At 64.7% G+C, this 23,072-nt stretch carries 18 protein-coding genes and 1 pseudogene; 7 read left to right on the forward strand and 12 right to left on the reverse strand.

Annotated elements, in window-relative coordinates; translation table 11 throughout:
- The 3 genes from E4487_RS18110 to E4487_RS18120 all read right to left on the reverse strand — a co-directional run.
- A partial coding sequence (locus E4487_RS18110) for a DUF3304 domain-containing protein (RefSeq protein ID WP_175254025.1) occupies window positions 1–397 on the reverse strand: 397 nt, incomplete at its 3' end.
- Window positions 394–1,236, reverse strand: coding sequence for a DUF4123 domain-containing protein (locus E4487_RS18115; protein ID WP_134677931.1), 843 nt, complete (start codon window positions 1,234–1,236; stop codon window positions 394–396). The genes E4487_RS18115 and E4487_RS18110, both read right to left, overlap by 4 nt.
- Window positions 1,233–3,332: a type VI secretion system tip protein VgrG gene (locus E4487_RS18120; protein ID WP_175254026.1), complete on the reverse strand. Its 2,100-nt coding sequence runs from the start codon at window positions 3,330–3,332 to the stop codon at window positions 1,233–1,235. The genes E4487_RS18115 and E4487_RS18120 overlap by 4 nt, the downstream gene beginning before the upstream one ends.
- A gap of 238 nt (window positions 3,333–3,570) precedes the next feature.
- Here E4487_RS18120 and E4487_RS18125 point away from each other — a divergent pair, with 238 nt between their 5' ends.
- Genes E4487_RS18125 through E4487_RS18135 form a run of 3 tightly spaced genes read left to right on the forward strand, consistent with a single transcriptional unit; the run spans window position 3,571 to window position 6,488 of the window.
- Window positions 3,571–4,977, forward strand: a complete 1,407-nt coding sequence (locus tag E4487_RS18125; RefSeq protein ID WP_175254027.1) for an FAD-binding oxidoreductase — start codon at window positions 3,571–3,573, stop codon at window positions 4,975–4,977.
- Window positions 4,978–5,018: 41 nt separating this feature from the next.
- Window positions 5,019–5,360: a cupin domain-containing protein gene (locus E4487_RS18130; RefSeq protein WP_152488743.1), complete on the forward strand. Its 342-nt coding sequence runs from the start codon at window positions 5,019–5,021 to the stop codon at window positions 5,358–5,360.
- A 51-nt stretch (window positions 5,361–5,411) separates the two neighbouring features.
- On the forward strand, window positions 5,412–6,488 hold the full coding sequence (locus tag E4487_RS18135) for a polyamine ABC transporter substrate-binding protein (protein ID WP_175254028.1): 1,077 nt from the start codon (window positions 5,412–5,414) through the stop codon (window positions 6,486–6,488).
- A gap of 98 nt (window positions 6,489–6,586) precedes the next feature.
- Here the strand turns inward: E4487_RS18135 and E4487_RS24930 are convergent, their stop codons facing one another.
- The 4 genes and pseudogenes from E4487_RS24930 to E4487_RS18150 form a co-directional block, all read right to left on the reverse strand.
- Window positions 6,587–7,414 carry a methyl-accepting chemotaxis protein gene (locus E4487_RS24930; RefSeq protein WP_373921543.1) on the reverse strand — a complete coding sequence of 276 codons (828 nt, stop codon included), beginning with the start codon at window positions 7,412–7,414 and terminating at the stop codon, window positions 6,587–6,589.
- Between the two features lie 30 nt (window positions 7,415–7,444).
- A pseudogene (locus E4487_RS24935) lies at window positions 7,445–8,470 on the reverse strand (cache domain-containing protein); the annotation flags it as partial.
- 146 nt (window positions 8,471–8,616) lie between these two features.
- Window positions 8,617–9,657 carry an RNA methyltransferase gene (locus tag E4487_RS18145; protein WP_175254030.1) on the reverse strand — a complete coding sequence of 347 codons (1,041 nt, stop codon included), beginning with the start codon at window positions 9,655–9,657 and terminating at the stop codon, window positions 8,617–8,619.
- Window positions 9,658–9,702: 45 nt separating this feature from the next.
- Window positions 9,703–11,442 (reverse strand): amidohydrolase family protein, encoded by a 1,740-nt coding sequence (locus E4487_RS18150; RefSeq protein ID WP_175254031.1) that lies wholly within the window; start codon window positions 11,440–11,442, stop codon window positions 9,703–9,705.
- Between the two features lie 117 nt (window positions 11,443–11,559).
- Between E4487_RS18150 and E4487_RS18155 the strand changes: the two genes are divergently transcribed.
- The gene (locus E4487_RS18155) at window positions 11,560–12,579 is read left to right on the forward strand and encodes an AraC family transcriptional regulator (protein ID WP_175254032.1); all 1,020 of its coding nucleotides are present in this window, start codon (window positions 11,560–11,562) and stop codon (window positions 12,577–12,579) included.
- A 6-nt stretch (window positions 12,580–12,585) separates the two neighbouring features.
- On the opposite strand, the gene E4487_RS18160 is transcribed toward E4487_RS18155, so the two are convergent.
- Entirely contained in the window at window positions 12,586–13,611 is a 1,026-nt protein-coding gene (locus tag E4487_RS18160) for a DUF5924 family protein (protein ID WP_047591044.1), read from the reverse strand.
- A 139-nt stretch (window positions 13,612–13,750) separates the two neighbouring features.
- Between E4487_RS18160 and E4487_RS18165 the strand changes: the two genes are divergently transcribed.
- Window positions 13,751–14,050, forward strand: a complete 300-nt coding sequence (locus E4487_RS18165; protein ID WP_152488738.1) for a DUF1883 domain-containing protein — start codon at window positions 13,751–13,753, stop codon at window positions 14,048–14,050.
- Between the two features lie 84 nt (window positions 14,051–14,134).
- Here E4487_RS18165 and metH read toward each other — a convergent pair whose 3' ends face one another.
- Window positions 14,135–17,845, reverse strand: coding sequence for a methionine synthase (gene metH / locus E4487_RS18170; RefSeq protein ID WP_047591039.1), 3,711 nt, complete (start codon window positions 17,843–17,845; stop codon window positions 14,135–14,137).
- A gap of 152 nt (window positions 17,846–17,997) precedes the next feature.
- Here metH and E4487_RS18175 point away from each other — a divergent pair, with 152 nt between their 5' ends.
- Both E4487_RS18175 and nfuA read left to right on the forward strand, forming a co-directional pair.
- Window positions 17,998–20,277, forward strand: a complete 2,280-nt coding sequence (locus tag E4487_RS18175; protein ID WP_175254033.1) for a fatty acid cis/trans isomerase — start codon at window positions 17,998–18,000, stop codon at window positions 20,275–20,277.
- A 134-nt stretch (window positions 20,278–20,411) separates the two neighbouring features.
- Complete coding sequence (gene nfuA, locus E4487_RS18180) at window positions 20,412–20,996, forward strand: Fe-S biogenesis protein NfuA (protein WP_037047521.1); 585 nt, start codon at window positions 20,412–20,414, stop codon at window positions 20,994–20,996.
- Between the two features lie 51 nt (window positions 20,997–21,047).
- On the opposite strand, the gene E4487_RS18185 is transcribed toward nfuA, so the two are convergent.
- The 3 genes from E4487_RS18185 to E4487_RS18195 form a co-directional block, all read right to left on the reverse strand.
- Complete coding sequence (locus E4487_RS18185) at window positions 21,048–21,275, reverse strand: DUF1272 domain-containing protein (RefSeq protein ID WP_175254034.1); 228 nt, start codon at window positions 21,273–21,275, stop codon at window positions 21,048–21,050.
- Window positions 21,276–21,384: 109 nt separating this feature from the next.
- Entirely contained in the window at window positions 21,385–21,651 is a 267-nt protein-coding gene (locus E4487_RS18190) for a hypothetical protein (RefSeq protein WP_037047516.1), read from the reverse strand.
- Window positions 21,652–21,831: 180 nt separating this feature from the next.
- Entirely contained in the window at window positions 21,832–23,037 is a 1,206-nt protein-coding gene (locus tag E4487_RS18195) for a catalase family protein (RefSeq protein ID WP_175254035.1), read from the reverse strand.
- Between the last annotated feature and the right edge of the window lie 35 nt (window positions 23,038–23,072).

Genomic DNA, 23,072 nt, shown 5'->3' on the forward strand with positions numbered 1-23,072 from the left:
GACTGTCCAGATTGGGGCTCCAGAACAGACGAACCTGATCCCCCGGAAAGAAATGCACATGCAGGTACTTGTCTTGCCGGGTGCGCGGTGGGTTGGGCACTTGCCGGGTGATGGTCTCCTTTTCAACGCCCTGGCGAACCTGTTCCCCGGTGCGTCCCTTGATCCACTGCACTGTCAGCACATCGCCTTCGATACGCGTGCAGCATACGGCCCCACCATTGCCACCCCAGGCCTCGTTAACGAAATAGCTGAAGACAGGGCGATCCGTATGGTTGTGTCCATACAGAATGGCTCCAGGCATTTGCTGGTAAGCCCAGGCCATATAAACCAGCAGTAACGCCCCCACTAGCAAAAAACCGATCAAGCTTTTGTGTGGCGATGATGGCGCCCACTTCATCCCTGTTCGTTCCGCTCGGCGAGCGCGTTGGCGAGGGCCAGCCCCTCATGCTCCACGCGCTGCAGCATCAATGGCCAATCGGGGCGCTGGCTTAACGATTGGCCACTCATCAGGCTGTAGAGCGCGTGGAAGGATTGATCCGACTGCTGGCTCAAGCCCGCCTCGCGCGCATGCGACAGTGCCTGGCTGACCTGGTTAAGGCGCTCGCCATGACAATCGCTGAGAAATACCTGCGGGGCATGCTGTTGCAACTCGGTCACCAGCGCCTGAGCATGCAGATCGACGCCCAGCGCCTCGACCAGCGCCTGGTCGAGTTCGATGGGCTGATAGGCAGGCACGCGACCTTGCGCCAGACCCTCGAAACGCTGCCAGCCCTGGGCGCTCGGTAGCCACCAGTGTTCGATAGGCCCGAACAGCCAGGCGTGCCAGGGTTGTTCCTGGCGCGCATGAAGGACGGGCAGTACATTGTGCGCATAGCTGCGTATCAGCAGCGTGTCGCCATCGATGTCGCGGCAGGCGAGGGCGTCGCCCAGATGTTGCTGCAACTGCAGCATGTCCAGGCGGCTGCTCAGCCAGCCATGCCGTGCAGTGGGTGCGAGCCGTTCGTATTGCTCTTGCAAGGCACTGAACGGTTGGCCGCTTAGCTCGACCATTGCCGGGCCTTCATAACGTAGATGCTCCATATCGGCCTGATGCAGCAATGGCCAGAGCCTGTGCTCGGCCAGAATAGCCTGGCGGGCATCGGAGGATAGCAGGCCAAGCTCCACTACCAGGGCCAGGCTATGGCCAGCGGCCAGCGCCTGCTCCCAGTCGTTTCGCGAGACGTCCAGTGCATTCATGCCGAGGCTCCTGCCAGCGTCGCGTTACCTTCGCGCATGGCTTTGCGCAGGCATTCGAGGCAGATACCCTTAGGGGGCGTCAATTTCCCCCTGGCTAGCGTGTGTTCGGGAGGCATGACTTTCTCCCCAGCTATAGCACGATCAAGCAAGTTGCCCGCTCGATCACTATCCGCCGCCCACGGAATCACCGGCGCCAGAATCTTCAACCCCGACCCGCTACCCGGCCCACCCCCGGAGTTCATCTTGATCGTCGCGCCGCTGATGGTCACGCCGCTGGGGTCGAGTTTGACGAAGCTGCCGCCGCCGGCGGCGGTGAGTTCCATGCCGGCGTCGATCACCACCTTGCTGCCAGCGTTGTAGTGAATCTCGCTGCCCGCTTCGATGAACTGGCCGGTGCCGACCTTGTTGTGCTGGGTGGTGGCGACGGTGAGGTGGTCGTTGGCGCGCACTTCGATCTTGCGGTCGAGGTCGGTGGTGCGGTGTTCCTCGGCCTGTATTTCCGCGTAGCTGTTGGCTTCGACGGTGTCGTGGCGTTCGTTGCCGATGCGGATCTTCTGGTCGTGCTCGACGTTCTCGTCCCAGTCGCGTTCGGCGTGGATGTAGATCTGCTCGGCGCCCTTGCGGTCTTCGATGCGGAATTCGTTGTAGCCGCCGCCACCCGGGCTGCTCAGGGTCTTGAACAGGCTGCGGGTCTTGTTCGCGGGCAGCTCGTAGGGCACCACATGCTCGGCGTGGTAGAGGCAACCGGTGACCAGGGGTTGGTCGGGGTCGCCCTCCAGGAAGGTCACCAGCACTTCCATGCCTACCCGCGGGATGGCCACGCCGCCGTAGGCATCGCCGGCCCAGTTGGAGGCCACACGCAGCCAGCAGCTGGTGGTGTCATTGCCGATGCCGTCGCGGTCCCAGTGGAACTGCACTTTCACCCGCCCGTACTGGTCGCAGTGGATCTCTTCGCCGGCTGGGCCGGTGACGACGGCGGTCTGGCTGCCCAGGACCTTGGGCTTGGGATGTTCGAGCAGCGGGCGATAGGGAATGTCCCAGGGCGTGGCGACGAAGCGGTTGCGGTAGCCTTGCTGGAAGCCGTCACCCGGCTGGGTGTGGCTGGTGACCGACTCTTCCAGCACCTGCGGTTGCTTGCCTTCGTGGATGACTTCGCACAGCAGCCAGAGGTCGTTCCACTGTTCGCGCGGGTGGCCGGCCAGCGCCAGGAAGTGGCCGCTGGCCAGGTAGGCGTCGCTCTTGCCCTCGGCGAGTTCGTAGTCGCTGCGCAGGCGCTCCAGGCTGCGCTTGGCCAGGTGCTTGCCGCGGGTGCGATCGGTGAAGCGTCCGGGATAGTCGTAGACCTCCAGCGCCGGGGTGAACTCGCTGCTGTAGTCCGCCTCCATCTGCAGTTTGGGCTGCTCGAAGTCGTAGTCGCGCCAGGTGGCCTGAGTGCTGCGGGTTTCCATGCGCACGCCGAAGACGCTGACCACTTCGTTGTCGGCGGAGAGGCCGCTGTCCTGCTGGTAGTTCAGCGGATCGAGCTTGGGGAAGACGCTGGCGTCATCGCCAAACACCAGCACATGGCCGTCCTCGCTGTGCTGGAAGTGGAAGCTGATCCCTTCTTCCTCGCACAGGCGCTGGATGAAATGCAGGTCGCTCTCGTCGTACTGGGTGCAGTAGATGCGCTCGGGGTAGACGTAGGGGCCGAACTGCATGCGGTAGTCGGTGCCGTCCAGCAAGCCGTGTTCTTCGAGTACGGCGGCGATGATCTGCGGGGCGGTCAGGTGCTGGAAGATGCGCTGGTCGAAGCTGTGGCCCAGGTAGGCCAGGCTGGGGCGCAGGTCGATGTGGTAGCGCGTCAGGCGCTTGCCGGAGTCGCCCTGGGTGATGCCATGAATGATGCCGTGGACACCCTTGTCGCTCGGGCCGAAGGCCAGGTAGGCGGTCTGGTTGATCAGCTCGTTGAGGTCGAGGTCGGCACGCGGGCTGACCAGCTCGATATCGAAGCGGTAGGGCTTGTTAAGCATTTCCCGGCCAGTGAACGAGAGCACTTGCAGGTCGCTTTCGACGGCGGGAATGGTGAGGGTGATATGCGCCTGGTTGGCATCCAGCATGGCGGTTTCCTTCCTTAGATCCGGGCTGGGCATAGGGTGCCCAGCTCAGGTGGCAGGATCAATACTGGCCGGGCGATAGCATGACCTGGGTCACGCTAGGCGATACGCCCTTGTGCGGACTGCACGGGCGAGCCGGCCGGATCGGGCAGGTCGGCAATTTTCCTCGCGGGCACGCACGCAAGACAGCGACCGTTCGACGCCTCTAGCCTTGGGCCATCGATTGATGACGGAGGCGAGGATGAATTCCTGGCGCAACATCAGCCTGTGGATGGATCAGCTCGACGAGCCCCAGCAGGCGCGAGCCGCCTTGCAGGCGGACCTGCAGGCGGACGTGGCGATCATCGGCGCGGGCTATACCGGGCTGTGGACGGCCTACTACCTCAAGCGCCAGGCGCCGCAACTGCGCGTGGTGATCCTGGAGGCCGAGACCGCAGGATTCGGTGCCTCCGGGCGCAACGGTGGCTGGCTGATGGGCAATCTGCTCGGCGAGGATCGCATGTTGGCCGCCTTGCCCGCGGCCGAACGCAAGGCCTCGTTCGACCTGCTGCACGGCATTCCCGATGAGGTGGCGGCGGTGGTCGGGCGCGAGGGCATCGACTGCGACCTGCGCAAGGGCGGGGTGCTCTATTGCGCCGCGCGTTACCCGGAGCAGGAGGTGCGCTTGCGCGAGTATCTCGCCGAGCTGCGCGCCCTGGGCCTGGGCGAGGAGGACTATCGCTGGCTGGCACCGAGCGAGCTGGGCGAGCAGTTGCGTATGGCCAATGCCTACGGTGCGCTGTACAGCCCCCACTGCGCGACCATTCAGCCCGCCAGGCTGGTGCGCGGGCTGGCCCGCTGCGTCGAGGGCATGGGCGTCGAGTTGTATGAACGCAGCCCGGTGATCGACTGGCAGCCCGGTGTGGTGCGCACTGCCCAGGGGCGTGTCACGGCCGACTGGGTGGTGCCGGCCATCGAGGGCTATGCCGCGACCCTGCCGCCGCTGGGCAATCACCAGTTGCCGGTGCAGAGCCTGATCGTCGCCACCGAGCCCCTGCCTGCGGATGTATGGGCGGGGATCGGCCTGGAACGTGGCCAGGCGTTCAGCGAGTTCAGCCGGCAGGTCACCTACGGCCAGCGCAGCCTGGATGATCGGCTGATCTTCGGCGCGCGTGGCGGCTATCGCTTCGGCGGGCGCCTGCGCAGCGACTTCAGCCTGACCCGGGACGAACTGGACCTGCGTCGCTACCTGATGGGGGAGATCTTCCCGCAGCTGCGCAACGTGCGCTTCACCCACTCATGGGGCGGCAACCTCGGCATGGCGAGGCGCTTCCAGCCGCACATGTTGCGCGATGCGCGCAACCGGATTGCCCTGGCCGGCGGTTACGGTGGCGAGGGCGTGGGGGCCACCAACCTGGCCGGGCGAACCCTGGCCGACCTGATTCTCGGACATGACAGCGAACTGCTGCGACAGCCCTGGGTGCTGGCTGACAGCCCGGTTTCCCGTCTGCGCCGCTGGGAGCCCGAGCCATGCCGCTGGCTCGGCTACAACGCGATCATCCGCAGCTTCGTCCACGAGGACGAGGTGCTCGCCAACCCGCGCAGTCCGGCCTGGCGACGACGCCTGGCGCAAGCCGTGGCGGGGCGCATGGAAAGCCTGATGAGCTGAGCGAGTGCCTGGCTCTCACCGACCTTCAACCTGGAGCTCACATGAACATCACCCATTTCCGCAATACCCCGGACATCGTCCTGGATGAGTCCAACCCGGTGGCCGTGCCGCTGAGCGAGCCGGTGGCGGTGGCCTCGACCACCAGCGTCGAACGCAGCGATGGCGTCGAGACCGGCGTCTGGGAGTGCACACCGGGGCGTTGGCGCCGGCAGATCGTGCAGCAGGAGTTCTGCCACTTCATCGCCGGGCGCTGCACCTTCACCCCGGATGGCGGCGAACCGATCGAGATCGCAGCAGGTGACGCACTGATGTTGCCGGCCAACACCCTGGGCATCTGGGACATACAAGAAACGCTGCGCAAGACCTATGTGCTGATCTTCTGATCCGGCGCTTTTTTCAGTGACTGCCTAGAACAACAACTCACGAGGTAACCCATGCTGAAGAAACTTCTACCGTGCCTGTTGCTGGCCGGTACCGCCCACGCCGCCGACAGCGTGCGCATCTACAACTGGACCGACTACATCGCCCCGGACACGCTCAAGCAGTTCGAGCAGAGCAGCGGCCTGGCGACGCACTACGATGTCTACGACAGCAACGAGACGCTGGACGCCAAGCTGATGGCCGGGCGTTCAGGCTATGACGTGGTGTTTCCCTCCAACCACTTCATGGCCCGACAGATTCAGGGTGGTGCGCTGAAGAAGCTGGACCGCAGCAAGCTGCCCAACTGGAGCAACCTCAACCCGGTGCTGATGAAGGCGCTGGAGGTGAACGACCCCGGCAACGCGCATGGCTTCCCCTATCTGTGGGGCAGCACCGGCATCGGCTACAACGTCGACAAGGTGCGTGAGGTGCTGGGCGACGATGCGGCGATGGACAGCTGGGACGTGTTGTTCGACCCGAGCAAGCTGGCCAGGCTCAGCCAGTGTGGCGTGGCGATTCTGGACAACGGTCCGGAGATGCTGCCCATCGCCCTGCATCACCTGGGCTTGCCCCATCACAGCAAGAACCCTGACGACTACAAGCGTGCCGAGGCACTGCTGATGGAGATGCGCAAGAACGTGCGTTATTTCCACTCGTCCAAGTACGTCGGCGACCTGGCCAATGGCGAGATCTGCATGGCCGTGGGTTTCTCCGGCGACATCATGCAGGCCGGCGCGCGAGCCGCCGAGGCAGGCAACGGGGTGAAGATCCGCTATGAGATCCCCAAGGAGGGCGCGCCGATCTGGTTCGACATGGTGGCGATGCCAGTCGACGCCAGCAACGAGGAGGGCGCCTACGCCTTCATGAACTACCTGCTGCAGCCGGAAGTGATGGCGGCCATCAGCAACCACGTGAAGTATGCCAATGGCAACGCCAAGGCCGATGCGCTGGTCGAGCCCGCCCTGAAGGTCGACCCGACCGTGTACCCACCAGAGTCGGTGATGGACAAGCTGTACACGCTGGAGGCCATGCCGCTGAAGATCGACCGGGTGCGCACGCGCATCTGGAGCAAGGTCAAGAGCGGCGTCTGATCACCACCCGCCCTGGATAGCACAAACGCCGCGAGCCTCTGCAGGCTCGCGGCGTTTTCCTGTGCTTCGCTGGCAGCCGGGCGCTGCCTGCCCAGACGTCAGACCTTGAAGCGCCCCAGCAGGCTGTCCTGCTGGCCAACCTGTTCCACCATCGAGGCGCACTGGCGCACCTGTTGCTCGGCGCCGCCAGCCAGCTCATGACTGATGTCGCGGATGTTGGTGGTGTTGCGGTTGATTTCCTCGGTGGTTGCGCTCTGTTCCTCGGCCGCCGTGGCAATCTGCAGGTTCATGTCGTTGATGCGGGTGATCGCCTCGCGGATGCGGCCGAGCATGTCGTTGGCCGCGCCGGCTTCTTCGGCGGTCTTGCTGGCCGTATCACGGCTCTGCTGCATGCGGCTCTCCGCCTGGCGTACGCCGCCCTGCAGCTGGTCGATCATCTGGCGGATTTCCTGGGTCGCCTGCTGCGTGCGCGAAGCCAGCGAGCGAACCTCGTCGGCGACCACGGCGAAGCCGCGTCCGGACTCGCCGGCACGCGCGGCCTCGATGGCGGCGTTGAGGGCCAGCAGGTTGGTCTGCTCGGCGATGCTGGTGATCACCTGCAGGATCGACTCGATGTTGTGGCTGAGCTTGGCCAGTTCGTTGATCGCGTGGCTGGTCTGGTCCATCTCGTCGGCCAGGTGGCGAATCGCCGAACTCGACTGCGAGACCACGCGCACGCCGCTTTCGGTCTCCTCGTTGGCCGCGACGGCCGCCTGGGCTGCTGCCTGGGCGTTGCGTGCCACTTCCTCGGCGGTGGAGGCCATCTCCTGCATGGCGGTGGCCAGCTGGTCGAGTTCCTGCAGCTGCTCCTGCAGGCGGCGGGCCGCCTGTTCCGACTCCTGCGATGTCAGCGCGGTGCTTTCGCGCACCTGGTGCGAGCTGCCCATCACGTCGCCGATCAGCGTCTGCAGGGTTTGCAGGAAACGGTTGAACTCCAGCGACAGCTCGCCGATCTCGTCATTGCTGGTGATCGCCAGGCGCCGGGTCAGGTCGCCTTCGCCGCTGTTGATCTCGCGCAGCGAGGTGCTGAGCAGGCCGAGCGGCTTGAGCAGGCTGTTCATCAGCAGGCCGAGCACCACCAGGCTGATGGCCACGCCTACCACGGTGCCGCCCACGGCCAGCCAGGTCAGGCGATCGGCCTCGGCCATCACCACGCTCTCGTCGAGCACCACGCCGATGTACCAGTCCATGCCGCGCAGATTGGGCAGGGGGGTGAAGGACACCAGCAGGCTCTTGCCGTCGGCATCGACCTCGTGCAGTTCCTTGCCCAGGGCCGGGCTCTGGCCATCGAACAGCTCACTGTAGGCCTTGCCGTTGTAGCTGGCGTCCGGGTGGGAAATGATGTTGCCCGAGCGGCTGAGCAGGAAGGCGTAGCCGGCGCCGTTGAAGTCCAGGGTGTTGACCGCGTCGGCGACCGACTGCAGGCGGATGTCGCCACCGAATACGCCGAGGAACTTGCCCGCGTCGCTGATCCGGGCGACGGCGGAGATGAGAATCTCGTTGGTGGTGGAGTCCACGTAGGGTTCGGTCAGCACGGCCTGGCTGCCGGCCTTGCCGGTGGCGTACCACGGGCGTTTGCGGCCATCCCAGTCGGCGCTGGGCTTCCACTCTTCACTGTTCTTGATCGGCTTGCCGTCCGCTTCCAGTGCGCCGAACACCAGAATGAACTCGTTCTTCAGCAGCGGGGCATCGAATACCCGCTGGTTTTCTTCCGGGCTGTAGCTGCTGTCGATGGTCTGTGCCATCAGGTCGATCAGGCGCAACTTGGCGTTGAGCCAGTTCTCGATCTGCCTGGCGAGCGCGTTGCTCGACTCGCTGATACTGGATTCGACCTGACTGCGCAGGGTGTCGCGCACCTGGCTGACCTGGGACAGCGACAGCAGGCTGGTAGTAAGGAACAGCACGGTAGCGGCAGCGATACCGACCTTGTGGGCAATCTTCATGAATGGGCTCCTGAGCGCCAAAACGACGGGGCTGCATCCATGCAATGCGGCTTGTGGCAAACCTATTACAGTGCCGGTATTTCACCGACAGGACGTGTGGTCTCTCTGTAGAGGGGCTATCGGCTGGCGGATGCCATTCTTGAGCGTCAGGCGCGACTTCTGTGCAGGCGACTGGTGTTGACCACGTCCACGGCGCGGGCACGCAGCTGGCCACAGCCGCCGTCGACATCCTGGCCGGCCGAGTTGCGCACCTTGGTCAGCACGCCCCGGCTGTGCAGGTAGCGGACGATCTCGACGATACGCTCGCCATCGGGGCGCTGGTACTCGTCGGCTTCCAGGCTGTTGTACGGGATCAGGTTGAGCACCGCGAACTTGCCCTTGAACAGACGCAGGATGTTGTCCAGCTCCGCCTGGCTGTCATTGATGCCCCTGAGCAGCGTCCACTGGTACTGGATCGGATAATCGATGGCGCGGGCGTAGGCCTCGCCCAGCTCCATCAGCCGCTCGGGGTCGATGCGTGGCGCTCTCGGCAGCAGGCGCTGGCGCAGCTCGGCATCGGTGGTGTGCAGTGACAGCGCCAGGGCGGGGCGCACGCGTTGCTGCGGCAGGCGCTCGAACACACGCGGGTCACCGACGGTGGAGAACACCAGGTTGCGGTGGCCGATTCCTCCTTCGGTGCCAAGCAGATCGATGGCTTCTAGCACGTTGTCGAGGTTGTGCGCGGGCTCGCCCATGCCCATGAACACGACTTTCTTCACGGCGCGGCGGCGCCGGCCCAGCACCACCTGGGCGACCATTTCGGCACTGCTGAGCTGACGCAGCAGGCCGCTCTTGCCGGTCATGCAGAAGGTGCAACCCACGGCGCAGCCCACCTGGCTGGAGATGCACAGGCCGTCACGCGGCAGCAGCACGCTCTCGACCATCTGCCGGTCGGCCAGCTCCACCAGCAGGCGTGACGAACCGTCGGCCCCGGGGTGCTCGGTACTGACCCTGGCCAGTTGCTCGAGGCTGGCGGCGATTGCCGGCAAGCCTTCGCGTACCGTCAGCGGCAGGAAGTTCTCGGTCTTCTGATGCTTGGTCCCGGCATCCAGCGGCTTGCCCTGCAGCCAGGCACGGGTGATGCGCCCGATATGCTGGGGTTTGGCGCCAAGGTCGGCGAGACGGCGAGAAAGTTCGGTGAGCTGCATGGGGCGCGCATGCTACCACCGCCGCGCGCCCGTGCGTAGGGCGTTTCAGCGCGCCGCGAGGAACTGGCCGTAGCCCCGTGCGTGGCCCAGCTCGGTGGCGATGCGTTCATCGTCCACGGCCAGGCGGCCATTGATCAGCACATGGCTGACGCAGCCGGGATTGCGGCAGACCATGCGCGGGATGCCGAAGCCCTGCATCTCGTCCCAGTTCTCCTGCTCCAGGTTCTGCCGCAGGCCCTCGGGGTCGAGCAGTACCAGGTCGGCGCGGTCACCCAGGCGGATGTAGCCGGCGTCGATACCGAGCCAGTCGGCCTGTTCGCCGGTCAGGCGATGGACCGCCTGTTCCAGGCTCATCACCGGCTGGCCCTCGTCATGGCTGTCCTTGACCAGCTTGAGAAAACGCAGCGGCAGGTTGTAGAAGGCCATGTTGCGGATGTGCGCCCCGGCGTCGGAGAAGGTGATCAGGGTGTTGGGGCTGCGCACCATCTCGCGCAGCTTGTCGCGGCGGTGATTGCCGATCACGGTGAACCAGCGCAGCTGGCGGCCGTACTGCACCACCATGTCGAGAAACAGGTCGACGACATGCAGGCCGCGTTCGCGGGCCACGTCGGCGAAGTTCCTGCCCACCAGCGAGGTGTCCGGGCAGCCGAGGATCACCGCGTCGCCGAAGTCGCGCTGCCAGACCCGTGGCGACAGCTTGTCGGCGTAGTACTTGCGGAAGGTGCGGCGGTACTGCTCGTCCTGCAGCAGCTTGTTGCGCTCCAGCTGGTCCTTGACGTCCAGGGCCATCTCGCCCGCGCCGAATTCCTCGAACAGCACGATATCCATGCCGTCGGCGTAGATGGCGAAGGGCGTGGGCAGCAGTTGCCAGCGGAAGTCGCCGCCCAGGCGATTGGTCAGCCAGGCGGAAACACGGGCAAGCAGCGCCAGGCTGCGATTGCCCTTGAGGTCGAGCAGGGAAATCAGCGTGGTCTTCAGCGGCTTGCGCAACAGGCCGATGGCCTCGCCGAGGTACTGGGTGATCTGCAACGGATTGGCGGCGTTGGGCGCGCCCTGGTGCACCCGGCCGCGCTGGCGCAGCAGGCGGTTCAGGCGGCGTATCTCGCGCCAGCGTGCATAGGTGCTGGGCAGGCTTTTCGACCATTCGCGGTCGCCGTCGATCTTGTCCCATTTCAGACACATGGTGGACAGCCCGAGAAAGCCGCAATCCAGCGCCTCTTCGAGTACGGCTTCCATGCGCTGCTGTTCCGCTGCGCTGGGTACGACCTGACGATCGGTGGCGCGGTGCAGGCCCATCACCGCCACGCGCAGGTCGCTGTGGCCAAGGAAACTGATCAGGTTCGGCCCCAGGGGGTGCTGGTCGATGAACTCGCGCCACTGCCGCGGGCCGCTCCAGGTCTTGCGTGTCTGCAGGATCGGCAGCACCTTCTCGCGCGGTACGGTTTCTACGCGGGTGAAGATGTCGGATGCATCCTCGGCCTGGCTGCAGACCATGCTCAGCGAGCAGCTACCGACCAGTACCGTGGTCACCCCGTGACGCACCGACTCCGACAGGCCGGGGGCGACGATCAGCTCGGCATCGTAATGGGTGTGGGTGTCGAGGAAGCCGGGGGTGATCCACTTGCCACGGGCATCGATGACGCGCTCGGCCAGGTGCTCGTCCAGCGGCTCGGCGCTGATCAGGGCGACGCGGCCATCTTTGATGGCCAGGCTGCGAATGGAAGAGGGGGCTGCGCTACCGTCGAAGTAGCGGCCGCTTTGCACAATCAGGTCGTACTGAGCCACGGATCACCTCGGATTTTTTGTTGTTGTGGGGTGAGACTAAGCCGCTAGCGAGCGTGCGACTTGTCATGACACGACAAACACCGCATCTTCGTCGGGCAAGCCCTTCACGGAGTGGCCATGAGCATTCGCTACGAGGTACGCAGCGCCGCACTGACCGGGTTGCCGGCCGAGGTGACGGCACTGGGCGGCAACCTGGATGACCTGCTGGCGACGGTTGGGCTGAACCGCACGGCGCTGGCCGACGGTGATCGGCTGATCCGTATCGAGCAGGTGATCCGCCTGCTCTGCGAAGCGGCGCGGCAGCTCGCCTGCCCTGATCTCGGCCTGCGCGTGGCTGGCCACCAGGGGTTGCAGATGCTCGGGCCGCTCGGTCGCCTGCTGGCGCGTGAGGCCGACCTGCACGGCGCCTTTTCTGCTGCGCAGCGCTACCTGGCCTTGCACAACAAGGCCGAGCACTGGCGCCTGTCGGCCGTCGGCGACCAGGTTGAGGTGCGCCGTATCGAACATTTCTTCGCCGAGGAGGGCGGTCAGCAGTACCGGGAAATGGCCATCGCCGCCTGTGCCCGCATGGTGCGTGCCATGGGCGGGGCCAACCTGCATCCGTTGCGGATCGCATTCAGCCACAGTCCCGTCGCGTCGCTCGCCTGTTACCGGCGGCACCTGGGCTGCGAGGTGCTGTTCGATCAGGAGCACGACTCCCTGATCTACGCCGCCAGCGTGCTGCAGCGTCCGGTGCTGGCCATGGCCAGGCGCGATGAGCAGCATCTCGACGACTACCTGCGTACGCTGCTCGACGGCCTGCAGGACAGCCTCGAGCTGCAGGTGCGCAGCCTGATCACGCAAACCCTCGGCATGCGTCAGCATTCGCTCGGCCACATCGCGCAGCTGTTATGCCTGCATCCACGCACTTTGCAGCGCCGGCTGCAGGCGGAGGGGTTGCACTTCAAGCAGCTGGTGCACCGGGTGAAGATGGATACCGCGAGCTGGCACGTACAGGCATCGAACATGCCCCTGACCCTGCTCGCCGACGTACTCGGCTATGCCGATCTGGCCGCCTTCTCCAAGGCCTTTCGCAACGAGTTCGGGCAGTCGCCGTCGACCTGGCGACAGCTGCATGGCAACCTGCCGGACAGATAGCCTCGCTCAGCGCGGCGCGGCCGCGACCACCTCGAAGCGCAGCACGCCGATCATCTGCCCGGCCTCGGTGACGACCCGCACCTGCCAGCGACCTTCGGGCGCGCCGGGGAAGTTGAGCTTGTGCGTCCAGGCGCGATAACCCTCCTTGCGGCCGCCGTGGATATCCAGGGCGATGCGCTCGACTTCGCGACCGTCGTGTTGCCAGACGTGATAGATGCGCTCGTTCAGTCCGCGAGGCGCGTTGATCGAGGTGTAGGCATAGATGCCGTTGGCGCGCAGCTGGTCGGCGGTGATGCGTTGCAGGCTCTCGCCCGGAGTGCGCTGCGTACCGTCGAAACGGTCGCTGATCGCCACTTCGGTCAGCCACAGGGTGGCGGGTGGCACCCACACCCGCGCCATCCAGCCCGCACCGGCCATCACCAGCGGCAGCGCAGCCAGCAGGACGATGCGCCGCCAGCCGGCGAAACCGATCAGTCCCGGCAGGCTGGGCAATGCCAGCACCGTGGCGACCAGCAGGGCGATGCGGTAGCTCTCCGGCGTGCTGAGGTGAAAGATGATCGGCAGCGCCGTGAGCATGACCGCGAACAGCGCCAGGCTGTGCAACATCAGCAGCAGCCAGCGCCGTGGCGCCAGCCAGCGGTAGTAGATGGGGTCGGTGATCGACGCCAGTGCCGCGACGCCGAGCAGGCCGCTGAACAGCAGTTGCCCGCTGTTCCAGGTGGTGGTGATGAAGAAGAACGGCAGGACGAAGAACAGGCTTTCCTGGTGGATCATCTGCGTCGCGTAGCGCAGCAGCGGCAGGGGCAGCTCGAAGCCGAAACGCCGGGCGATGCGTTCACGCAGCAGGCTCTCCATCATCAGCCACAGCCAGCTGACCAGCAGCACGACACCGAGGACCTTGGCCAGATGGGCCTGACGGTCGACCAGCACGAAGCTGGCCACGCCGGAGCAGAAGCCGAACAGGGCGACGAGGCCGGGATAACGCTGGATCCAGGCAATCAGCGTGGGCACGCGATCGAGCAGGGCTTTCATGTGAGCGACGCGCTACTGTGATGGGCGGGCATCCTAGGTAGTGCGGGCCCCGGGTGCAAGCGAATCGTCGGCGCTGCTGGCGATCAGGCGCGGCTTGCGGCACTATTGCGCCCCCGTTTCACCACCGAGTCCGATCACGATGAAATTCATCCATCAACGCGAGCAACTGGAAGAGGGCGATCTGGTGGTCATCCAGTGTTCGCAACCCTGCAACATCCGCCTGATGAACGACGCCAACTTCCGCGCCTTCAAGAACCGTGGTCGGCACAGCTATCACGGCGGCGCCTTCATCAAGTTTCCGGCGAAGATCAGCGTGCCTTCCAGCGGCTTCTGGAACATCACCATCGACACCGTCAGCCGCAAGGCCGTCAGCGTGACGCGCAAGCCACAGCTCGAATACAGCATCACCATCAAGCGCCAGCGCCGCGCCGGCATCTAGTTGCCGCCCCGAGGGGCGCTCGCAGTACCGGCAAGGTACCCGGCGGCTGCGCCGCTCGGGTACCGCTGAACCCGCGCCGTCGCCTCAGTCGTCGTAGCCGAGATTGGGCATCAGCCAGCGTTCGCTGACGCCGATGTCCTGCCCCTTGCGCTTGCTGTACTGCTCGATCTGGTCCTTGTCCACCTTGCCGACGGCGAAGTACTGCGCCTCGGGATGCGCGAAGTACCAGCCGGAGACCGCCGCCGCCGGGAACATGGCGTAGTGCTCGGTGAGGAACACACCGCTACGGCCGGCCTTGTGGTAGTCGGCCTCAGGGTCGAGCAGCTTGAACAGCGTGGCTTTCTCGGTGTGGTCCGGGCACGCCGGGTAGCCGGGCGCCGGGCGGATGCCGTTGTACTGCTCGCGAATCAGCGCTTCGTTGTCCAGTTGCTCGCCTGCGGCGTAGCCCCAGTACTCCTTGCGCACACGTTCGTGCAGCCACTCGGCGCAGGCTTCGGCCAGACGGTCGGCCAGCGCCTTGACCATGATCGAGTTGTAGTCGTCGCCCTTGGCCTCGTAGGCCTTTGCCACTTCCTCGGCGCCGATGCCGGCGGTGGTGATGAAGCCGCCGACATAATCGGTCTTGCCGCTTTCCTTCGGCGCGACGAAGTCGGCCAGGGACAGGTTCGGCTTGCCGTCCGGCTTGATGGTCTGCTGGCGCAGGTGATGCAGGGTGGCCAGTTTCTCGCCGCCGTCGCCGTAGACCTCGATGTCGTCGTGGGCGACCTGGTTGGCCGGCCAGAAACCGAACACAGCGCGAGCCTTGATCAGTTTCTCGTCGATCAGCTTCTTCAGCAGCGCCTGGGCGTCGTTGAACAGGCTGGTGGCCGCTTCGCCGACGACCTCGTCGGTGAGAATGCGCGGGTACTTGCCGGCCAGGTCCCAGGAGATGAAGAACGGCGTCCAGTCGATGTACTCGACCAGGGTCGCCAGATCGATGTCGTCCAGCACGCGGGCACCGGTGAAGCCTGGCTTCGGTGCTACGTAGCTGGCCCAGTCGAAGGCCGGTTTGTTGGCGATGGCGTCGGCATAGCCCAGGCGCTCGGTGCGCGAGGCGCGGGCCGAGGTACGCTCACGCACCACCACGTATTCGTCGCGGGTCTTCTGCACGAAGTCGCTCTTCAGCTCCTTCGACAGCAACTGGGTCGCCACGCCCACGGCACGCGAGGCGTCGGTGACATAGACCACGGCGTCGTTGCTGTACTGCGGGTCGATCTTCACCGCAGTGTGCGCCTTGGAGGTGGTGGCGCCGCCGATCATCAGCGGCAGGTTGAAGCCCTGGCGCTGCATCTCCTTGGCCACGTGCACCATCTCGTCGAGCGACGGGGTGATCAGGCCGGAGAGGCCGATGATGTCGCACTTCTCATCCCTGGCGGTCTGCAGGATCTTCTCCGCCGGCACCATCACGCCGAGGTCGACGATGTCGTAGCCGTTGCAGCCGAGTACCACGCCGACGATGTTCTTGCCGATGTCGTGCACGTCGCCCTTGACCGTGGCCATGAGGATCTTGCCCTTGGCTTCCGGCTTGTCGCCTTTTTCCGCTTCGATGAAGGGGATCAGGTGCGCCACCGCCTGCTTCATCACGCGGGCGGACTTGACCACCTGCGGCAGGAACATCTTGCCCGAGCCGAACAGGTCGCCGACCACGTTCATGCCACTCATCAGCGGACCTTCGATGACTTCGATGGGGCGCGCGCACTGCTGGCGGCATTCCTCGGTGTCCTCGACGATGAAGGCGGTGATGCCCTTGACCAGTGCGTGCTCCAGGCGCTTGCCGACCGGCAGCGAGCGCCATTCCTCGTTCTCCACTTCCTTGGCCGCGCCGTCGCCCTTGAACTTGTCGGCGATGGCCAGCAGCGCCTCGGTGGCGCCGTCGTTGCGGTTGAGCACCACGTCCTCGACCGCGTCGCGCAGCTCTTTCGGAATCTCGTCGTAGATTTCCAGCTGGCCGGCGTTGACGATGCCCATGGTCAGGCCGTTCTGGATCGCGTAGTAGAGGAACACCGAGTGGATCGCTTCGCGCACCGGGTTGTTGCCGCGGAAGGAGAACGACACGTTGGACACACCGCCGGAGCTGAGCGCGTAGGGCAGCTCGTCACGGATATAGGCGCAGGCCTCGATGAAGTCCACCGCGTAGTTGTTGTGCTCCTCGATGCCGGTGGCGACGGCGAATATGTTCGGGTCGAAGATGATGTCTTCCGGCGGGAAGCCCACTTCATTGACCAGGATGTCGTAGCTGCGCTGGCAGATTTCCTTCTTGCGCGCAGCGGTATCGGCCTGGCCGACCTCGTCGAAGGCCATGACCACTACGGCGGCGCCGTAGCGCTTGCACAGGCGGGCGTGGTGCTTGAACGCCTCGACACCTTCCTTCATGGAGATGGAGTTGACGATGCCCTTGCCCTGGATGCACTTGAGGCCCGCTTCGATCACTTCCCACTTGGAGGAGTCGATCATGATCGGTACGCGCGAGATGTCCGGCTCACCGGCGATCAGGTTGAGGAAACGGACCATGGCCGCCTGGGAATCGAGCATCCCTTCGTCCATGTTGATGTCGATCACCTGGGCGCCGGCTTCCACCTGCTGCAGGGCGACTTCCAGGGCTTCGGTGTAGTTCTCCTCGCGGATCAGCCGGGCGAACTTGGCCGAACCGGTGATGTTGGTACGCTCGCCGACGTTGACGAACAGCGAACTGCGATCAATGGTGAAGGGCTCCAGGCCGGACAGGCGGCAGGCCTTGGGAATTTCCGGGATGACGCGCGGGGCATGCTTGGCCACCGCCTCGGCGATCGCCTTGATGTGCGGCGGGGTGGTGCCGCAGCAGCCGCCGATGATGTTGAGCAGGCCGCTGGCGGCGAACTCCTCGACCACCGCTGCCATCTGTTCCGGGGTCTCGTCGTACTCACCGAAGGCATTGGGCAGGCCGGCGTTGGGGTGAGCGGAAACCTGGGTGTCGGCCTTGGCGGCCAGTTCGGCCAGGTACGGCCGCAGCTCCTTGGCACCGAGGGCGCAGTTCAGGCCGACGGAGATCGGCTTGGCGTGGCGCACCGAGTTCCAGAAGGCTTCGGTGGTCTGCCCGGACAGGGTCCGGCCGGACGCGTCGGTGATGGTGCCGGAGATCATGATCGGCAGTTCGACGCCATCTTCCTCGAACACCTGCTGCACGGCGAAGATCGCCGCCTTGGCGTTCAGGGTGTCGAAGATGGTCTCGATCAGGATCAGGTCGGCGCCGCCCTCGATCAGGCCGCGCGTGGCTTCGGTGTAGTTGTCCACCAGCTCGTCGAAGGTGACGTTGCGGTAGCCGGGGTCATTGACGTCCGGGGAGATCGAGCAGGTGCGGCTGGTCGGGCCGAGCACGCCGGCCACGAAGCGCGGGCGATCCGGCGTTTCCAGGGTCTTGGCATCGCAGACCTCACGGGCCACGCGGGCGCCGGCCACGTTCAGCTCGTAGACCAGCGACTCCATGCCGTAGTCGGCCTGCGACACCTGGGTGGCGTTGAAGGTGTTGGTTTCCAGGATGTCGGCGCCGGCATCCAGGTAGGCCTTCTCGATCTCGGCGATGACCTTCGGCTGGGTCAGCAGCAGCAGGTCGTTGTTGCCCTTGACGTCGCTCGGCCAGTCGGCGAAGCGCTCGCCACGGTAATCGGCTTCTTCCAGCTTGTAGCTCTGGATCATGGTGCCCATGCCACCATCGAGGATCAGGATGCGCTCCTTCAGTGCTTGCTGGAGGGCTTGTAGGCGGGCGCTGCGATCGGACATGGGTAACTACCTGAGCAAAGCGGAAACAAAGGTGCGCGATGATAGCAAAGCTGCAGGGTTCTGGAGCGCCGGCGCCATGTCCATGAATTTCATTCATGTTGCCGGTGGCGAGCTGTCGTTAGAATCGCGTCACCGCCATCAAGGATGCTGTCATGCTCAAGCCCGCTGTTCTGTTGTTCCTGTCACTTGCAGCCGGCGGCCTGGCCCGCGCTGAGCCGATCTCCTACAGCGATGACGTCGAGCCGATCCTCACCCACAAATGCGTGGCCTGCCATACCTGCTACGACGCCCCCTGCCAGCTCAACCTCGGCAGTGGCGAGGGCATCCTGCGCGGTGCCAGCAAGCAACTGGTGTACGACGGCACGCGTACCAAGGCGCAGGCGACCACGCGGCTGTACCTGGATGCCCAGGGCGAGGAAGCCTGGCGCAAGCGTGACTTCCACTCGGTGCTCGATGCGCAGAACGGTCAGGCGGCGCTGATCAAACGCATGCTCGAACTCGGTCGCAGCCAGCCGCTGGAGCCCAATGCCAAGCTGCCTGACAACCTGGATATCGCCATCACGCGCAGCAACACCTGCCCGACACCGGGCGAGTTCGCGGACTACGCACAGAAGAATCCTCACGGCGGCATGCCATTCGCGGTGACCGGGCTGGAAGACGCCGAGTACGCGACGCTGGAGCAGTGGCTGGAGCAGGGCGCGCAGGTTTCCGAGCGGGCCGTGCAGCCCAGCGCCGAGGAGCTGCGTCAGGTCGAGACCTGGGAGGCGTTCCTGAACGCACCGGGCGCCCGGCAGAACCTGGTCTCGCGCTGGTTGTACGAGCACCTGTTCCTGGCCCATCTGCACTTCGACGGCGGCGAGCCGGGGCATTTCTTCCAGATGGTGCGTTCGCGAACGCCCAGCGGCCAGGCCATCGACCCGATCGCCACGCGGCGCCCCAATGACGATCCCGGTACCGAGTTCTACTACCGCCTGTGGCCGATCCAGGGCGTGATCGTGCACAAGACCCACATCACCTATCCGCTGGGCGAGGAGAAGCTGGCGCGGGTCAAGGCGCTGTTCTTCGCCGACGACTGGACGCTCGACGCGGTGCCCGGCTATGGCGCGCAGCGGCGTGCCAATCCCTTCGAGACCTTCGCCGCGATTCCGGCACGGGCGCGCTATCAGTTCATGCTGGATAACGCCGAGTATTTCGTGCGCACCTTCATCCGTGGCCCGGTGTGCCGCGGGCAGATTGCCACCGACGTGATTCGCGACAACTTCTGGGCGCTGTTCCAGGACCCCGAGCATGATCTCTATGTCACCGATGCCGATTACCGGCGCGAGGCCACGCCACTGCTGGCGATGCCGGGCCAGTTCGACGACATCGGCGATCTGCTCGGGCTGTGGCGCAACTACCGCGACAAGCGCAACGAGTACGAAGACCTGCGCCAGGACGCCTACGCCGATGCGCCGCCAGCGGACTGGGCGCACATCTGGAGCGGCAATGACAATGCGCTGCTGTCGATCTTCCGTCAGCATGACAGCGCTTCGGTGCGCAAAGGCCTGCTCGGAGAAGTTCCACAGACCCTCTGGTGGATGGACTACCCGCTGCTGGAACGCACCTATTACCAGCTGGTGGTCAATTTCGACGTGTTCGGCAACGTCTCGCACCAGGCGCAGACACGCCTGTACTTCGACCTGATCCGCAATGGCGCCGAGGTGAACTTCCTGCGCCTGCTGCCGGCGGATTCACGCGAGGGCTACCTGGACGACTGGTACCAGAACAGCGGCAAGCTGAAGATGCTGCTGGACTACACCTCGGTCGATCACCGCAGCCCGAGTGCGCTGAACCTGGCCGGGCAGGATCCCAAGCAGCAGTTCGCCGAACAGCTGCTGGCGCGTTACGCCACGCTCAATGCGCGGCCCGACCCGATCAATCGCTGCAAGGGCGCGCGCTGCTACCGCGAAGGCCTGTCGAAAGACCTGCAGCACGTCGAGCAGACGCTGGCGCGCCTGACCAGTCGCCCGGCGGGTGGCTTGAAGGTCATCGACCAGCTGCCCGAGTCGACGATGCTGCGCGTGGAGCTCGACGATGGCTCGCGCGAGATCTACAGCGTGTTGCGCAATCGCGCGCACAGTAACGTGGCCTTCATGCTGGGCGAGGAGCTGCGTTACCAGCCGCGCCTGGACACCCTGACCATCTACCCGGAGGTGCTGAGCAGCTACCCGAACTTCCTGTTCAGGCTGCCAGCCATCGAGATCGATGAGTTCGTCAGTCAGATGGAGGGCGTGACCGACCAGGCATCGTTCGAGCGCATCGTCGAGCGCTGGGGCATACGCCGCAGTCATCCCGAGTTCTGGCGCTACTTCCATGACCTGAGCGAGCACATCCGTGCAACCCAGCCCCTGGAGGCGGGGGTGCTCGACATGAATCGCTACGAGAACCTCTGACGCCCTGCCGACCTCTCGCCGCTCGCTGGGATGCGGGCGGGCGAGGGGGTAGTCTCTATCCTGAGTAAATTAGTAGGACTATATTCAGGGCGTCAGTTGGCGTACACTTCGCTCCATGACCGTGAGGAGTTGCCATGAGCACTATTACCATTACCGATGCCGCGCATGACTACCTGGCCGAGCTGCTGAGCAAGCAGGACACTCCGGGTATCGGCATTCGTATCTTCATCACCCAGCCGGGTACGCCTTACGCGGAAACCTGCATTGCCTACTGCAAGCCGGGTGAGCAGAAGCCGGAAGACAACGCCGTTGGCCTGGCCAGTTTCACGGCCTGGATCGATGGCGTCAGTGAGCCGTTCCTGGAGGACGCGGTGGTGGATTATGCCACCGACCGCATGGGCGGCCAGCTGACCATCAAGGCGCCGAACGCCAAGGTGCCGATGGTCAATGAGGACAGCCCGCTCAACGAGCGCATCAACTACTACCTGCAGACCGAGATCAACCCGGGGCTGGCCAGCCATGGCGGTCAGGTAAGCCTGGTCGACGTGGTCGACGAAGGCATTGCGGTGCTGCAGTTCGGTGGTGGTTGCCAGGGCTGTGGTCAGGCCGACTACACCCTCAAGGAAGGCATCGAGAAAACCTTGCTGGAACGCATTCCCGAACTCAAGGGCGTGCGCGACGTGACCGACCACAGCAATCGCGAGAACGCGTACTACTGAGTCCGCGTCAGGCGTAGCGAAGGGGCGACCAGAGGTCGCCCCTTCGTCGTTTCAGACCTTGTGAACGCGCTGGGTGGAAGCGGGGAAGCGTTCGAGCTTCTCGGCGGGGCGAATCGGCCGCTTGACCAGCTCGCCGCCGCAGTTGGGGCAACGCAGCGCCAGCGCCTGCTCGGCGCACGTGCGGCAGAAGGTGCATTCGAAGGAGCAGATCAGGGCGTCGACACTGGCGGCAGGGAGATCGCAGTCGCAGCGTTCGCAGTTGGGGCGCAGCTCAAGCATGGCGATGGGCTCGGCAGAGGATCGATTCGTCCAGTCTGCAAGCGGCGGTGGCTGCGCGCAAGATGCTCAATCCAGGCAGGGGCGCCAGGGCGCCCCGAGCGCGGACGACTTACTCCGGCATGCTCCACGGCGCCAGGTCGAAGCCCTGGCTGCGCAGCTCGTCACGAGAGCGCTGCAGGGCATCTTCCAGCTGCTGCGGGTCGCTGTAGGTCGCGCTGGAAAGCTGGCGGCCAAGCAGGCGAGTGCTGGTGCGGTCGATGACGCTGATGCTGACGACGCCGGTGCCATCCTGCGGAGCCCAGGCAACGCACTGGAACGGGCGGAAGGCACGATCGGCAATCAGCAGGGCTTCGTTGAAACGCAGCGGTGTGTTCATGGGGTCGGTTTCTCCGAGTTGATCCCAACAGTTAATTGCGGCCAGTCCATTATCGACTTGGCCTTTCGTTACTGTTGATGAACTCAGTGCACCCATAAGTCACAGGTTGCTGAAAAAAGTTTTTATTGCCTGTGCGGCGTGTCCTGGCGAGAACTTTGTGCGTCTCGCCATTACAACTTTCTACTGCGAAAGTTCCGTACCCGTTTCTTCTTCATCGACCTGAGACGCACTGTTCTCGGGGGCTGCAGCGGCCGGCGCAGCGTTGCGTTGATGGCGATAGGCGCTCACCGCTTCATATACCGACTTGCGCAAACGGTTGATGCCGCCAATAGGGCGGTGCGCTGCAAGTGCATGCCAGGGGTTGAAGGACAAATTGTCGCAGAAGAGATTCTGTTCGCGGCTGTCGAAGTCCTGAGGCGGCACGGTAATACGGGCCACACTTTCAAACGGCGACAGTTTTTCATCCCATTCGACGGAGGGGTCCTCGATGGGCATGTAGTACTGCGCATCCTGTTTTTGCACCTGCAGTTCGAAACAGGCGGGCGCGCGGTCCAGCGACAGTTGCTGGTACAACGCGTTGCGCAGGAAGTTGGGCAGTGCGGTGTTCTGCTCCGGCAACTGATAGGGCGGGCAGTTCTGCGGCGCGGGCACTACGCGGTATTTGATGTTCAGGTCGCCAAGCTTGAACGGCGCGATCGAGTTGTAGGTGGTATCAACCGGGCTCTCCGGCGCCGGTGAAAGCGTCTTCAGGGCGATGACCAGATGGCGCACTTCCCAGGTGCGAGGATCCCAGCTGGGGAAGAAGGCCTGTACTTTCTGGCCGTCGGCCTGGGCCGCGAAGTTGCTGCGGTATTCGGCCACGTCGCGAACGAAGAAAGCGGGGTGGTTGAACATCACGAAGTCCTGCTCGCCGGCATGTTGCGGGCTCTTCATGAGTTTCTCGCCGGGCACGTCGAGCAGCTTGATCGCCATGCCGCGCGCATCGCGGGCGCGGTCGAACTGCGGGTAGGCATTGCCATTGGACAGGCGCATCCAGGCCTGCCAGACATGCCCGGGCTCGCTGAACACGCCCTGGCGCAGCGACGCGTCCAGGTCTGCCAGGACCTGCACGTCCGCCCTGACGCAACCGTGAGCCTTGGCATGGGCGTCGCGCAGCACGCGGGTATTGTCACGGTGCTGCTCGACGATGCGCACGGCATCCTCGATGATCAGGCGGGTCAGCGCCGCCTCGTCCGCAGGGATCTGCTCCTGCGTCGACACCGGGCCGGAGAACTTCCAGGCGTAGTAGAGTTCACCGGCGCCCCAGCCAACGAGGCCGATCAGCGCGACGGTGAGCAACAGTTTACCCAGCAGACGACCCAGCCAGAGCCAGAGACCTTTCAACATCGTTGCAATCCTTGTTCTAGAACGTATCGGTTGAA

Source organism: Pseudomonas sp. BMW13 (genome assembly GCF_013357275.1).
In the GTDB taxonomy this organism is placed as follows: Bacteria; Pseudomonadota; Gammaproteobacteria; order Pseudomonadales; family Pseudomonadaceae; genus Aquipseudomonas; species Aquipseudomonas khazarica.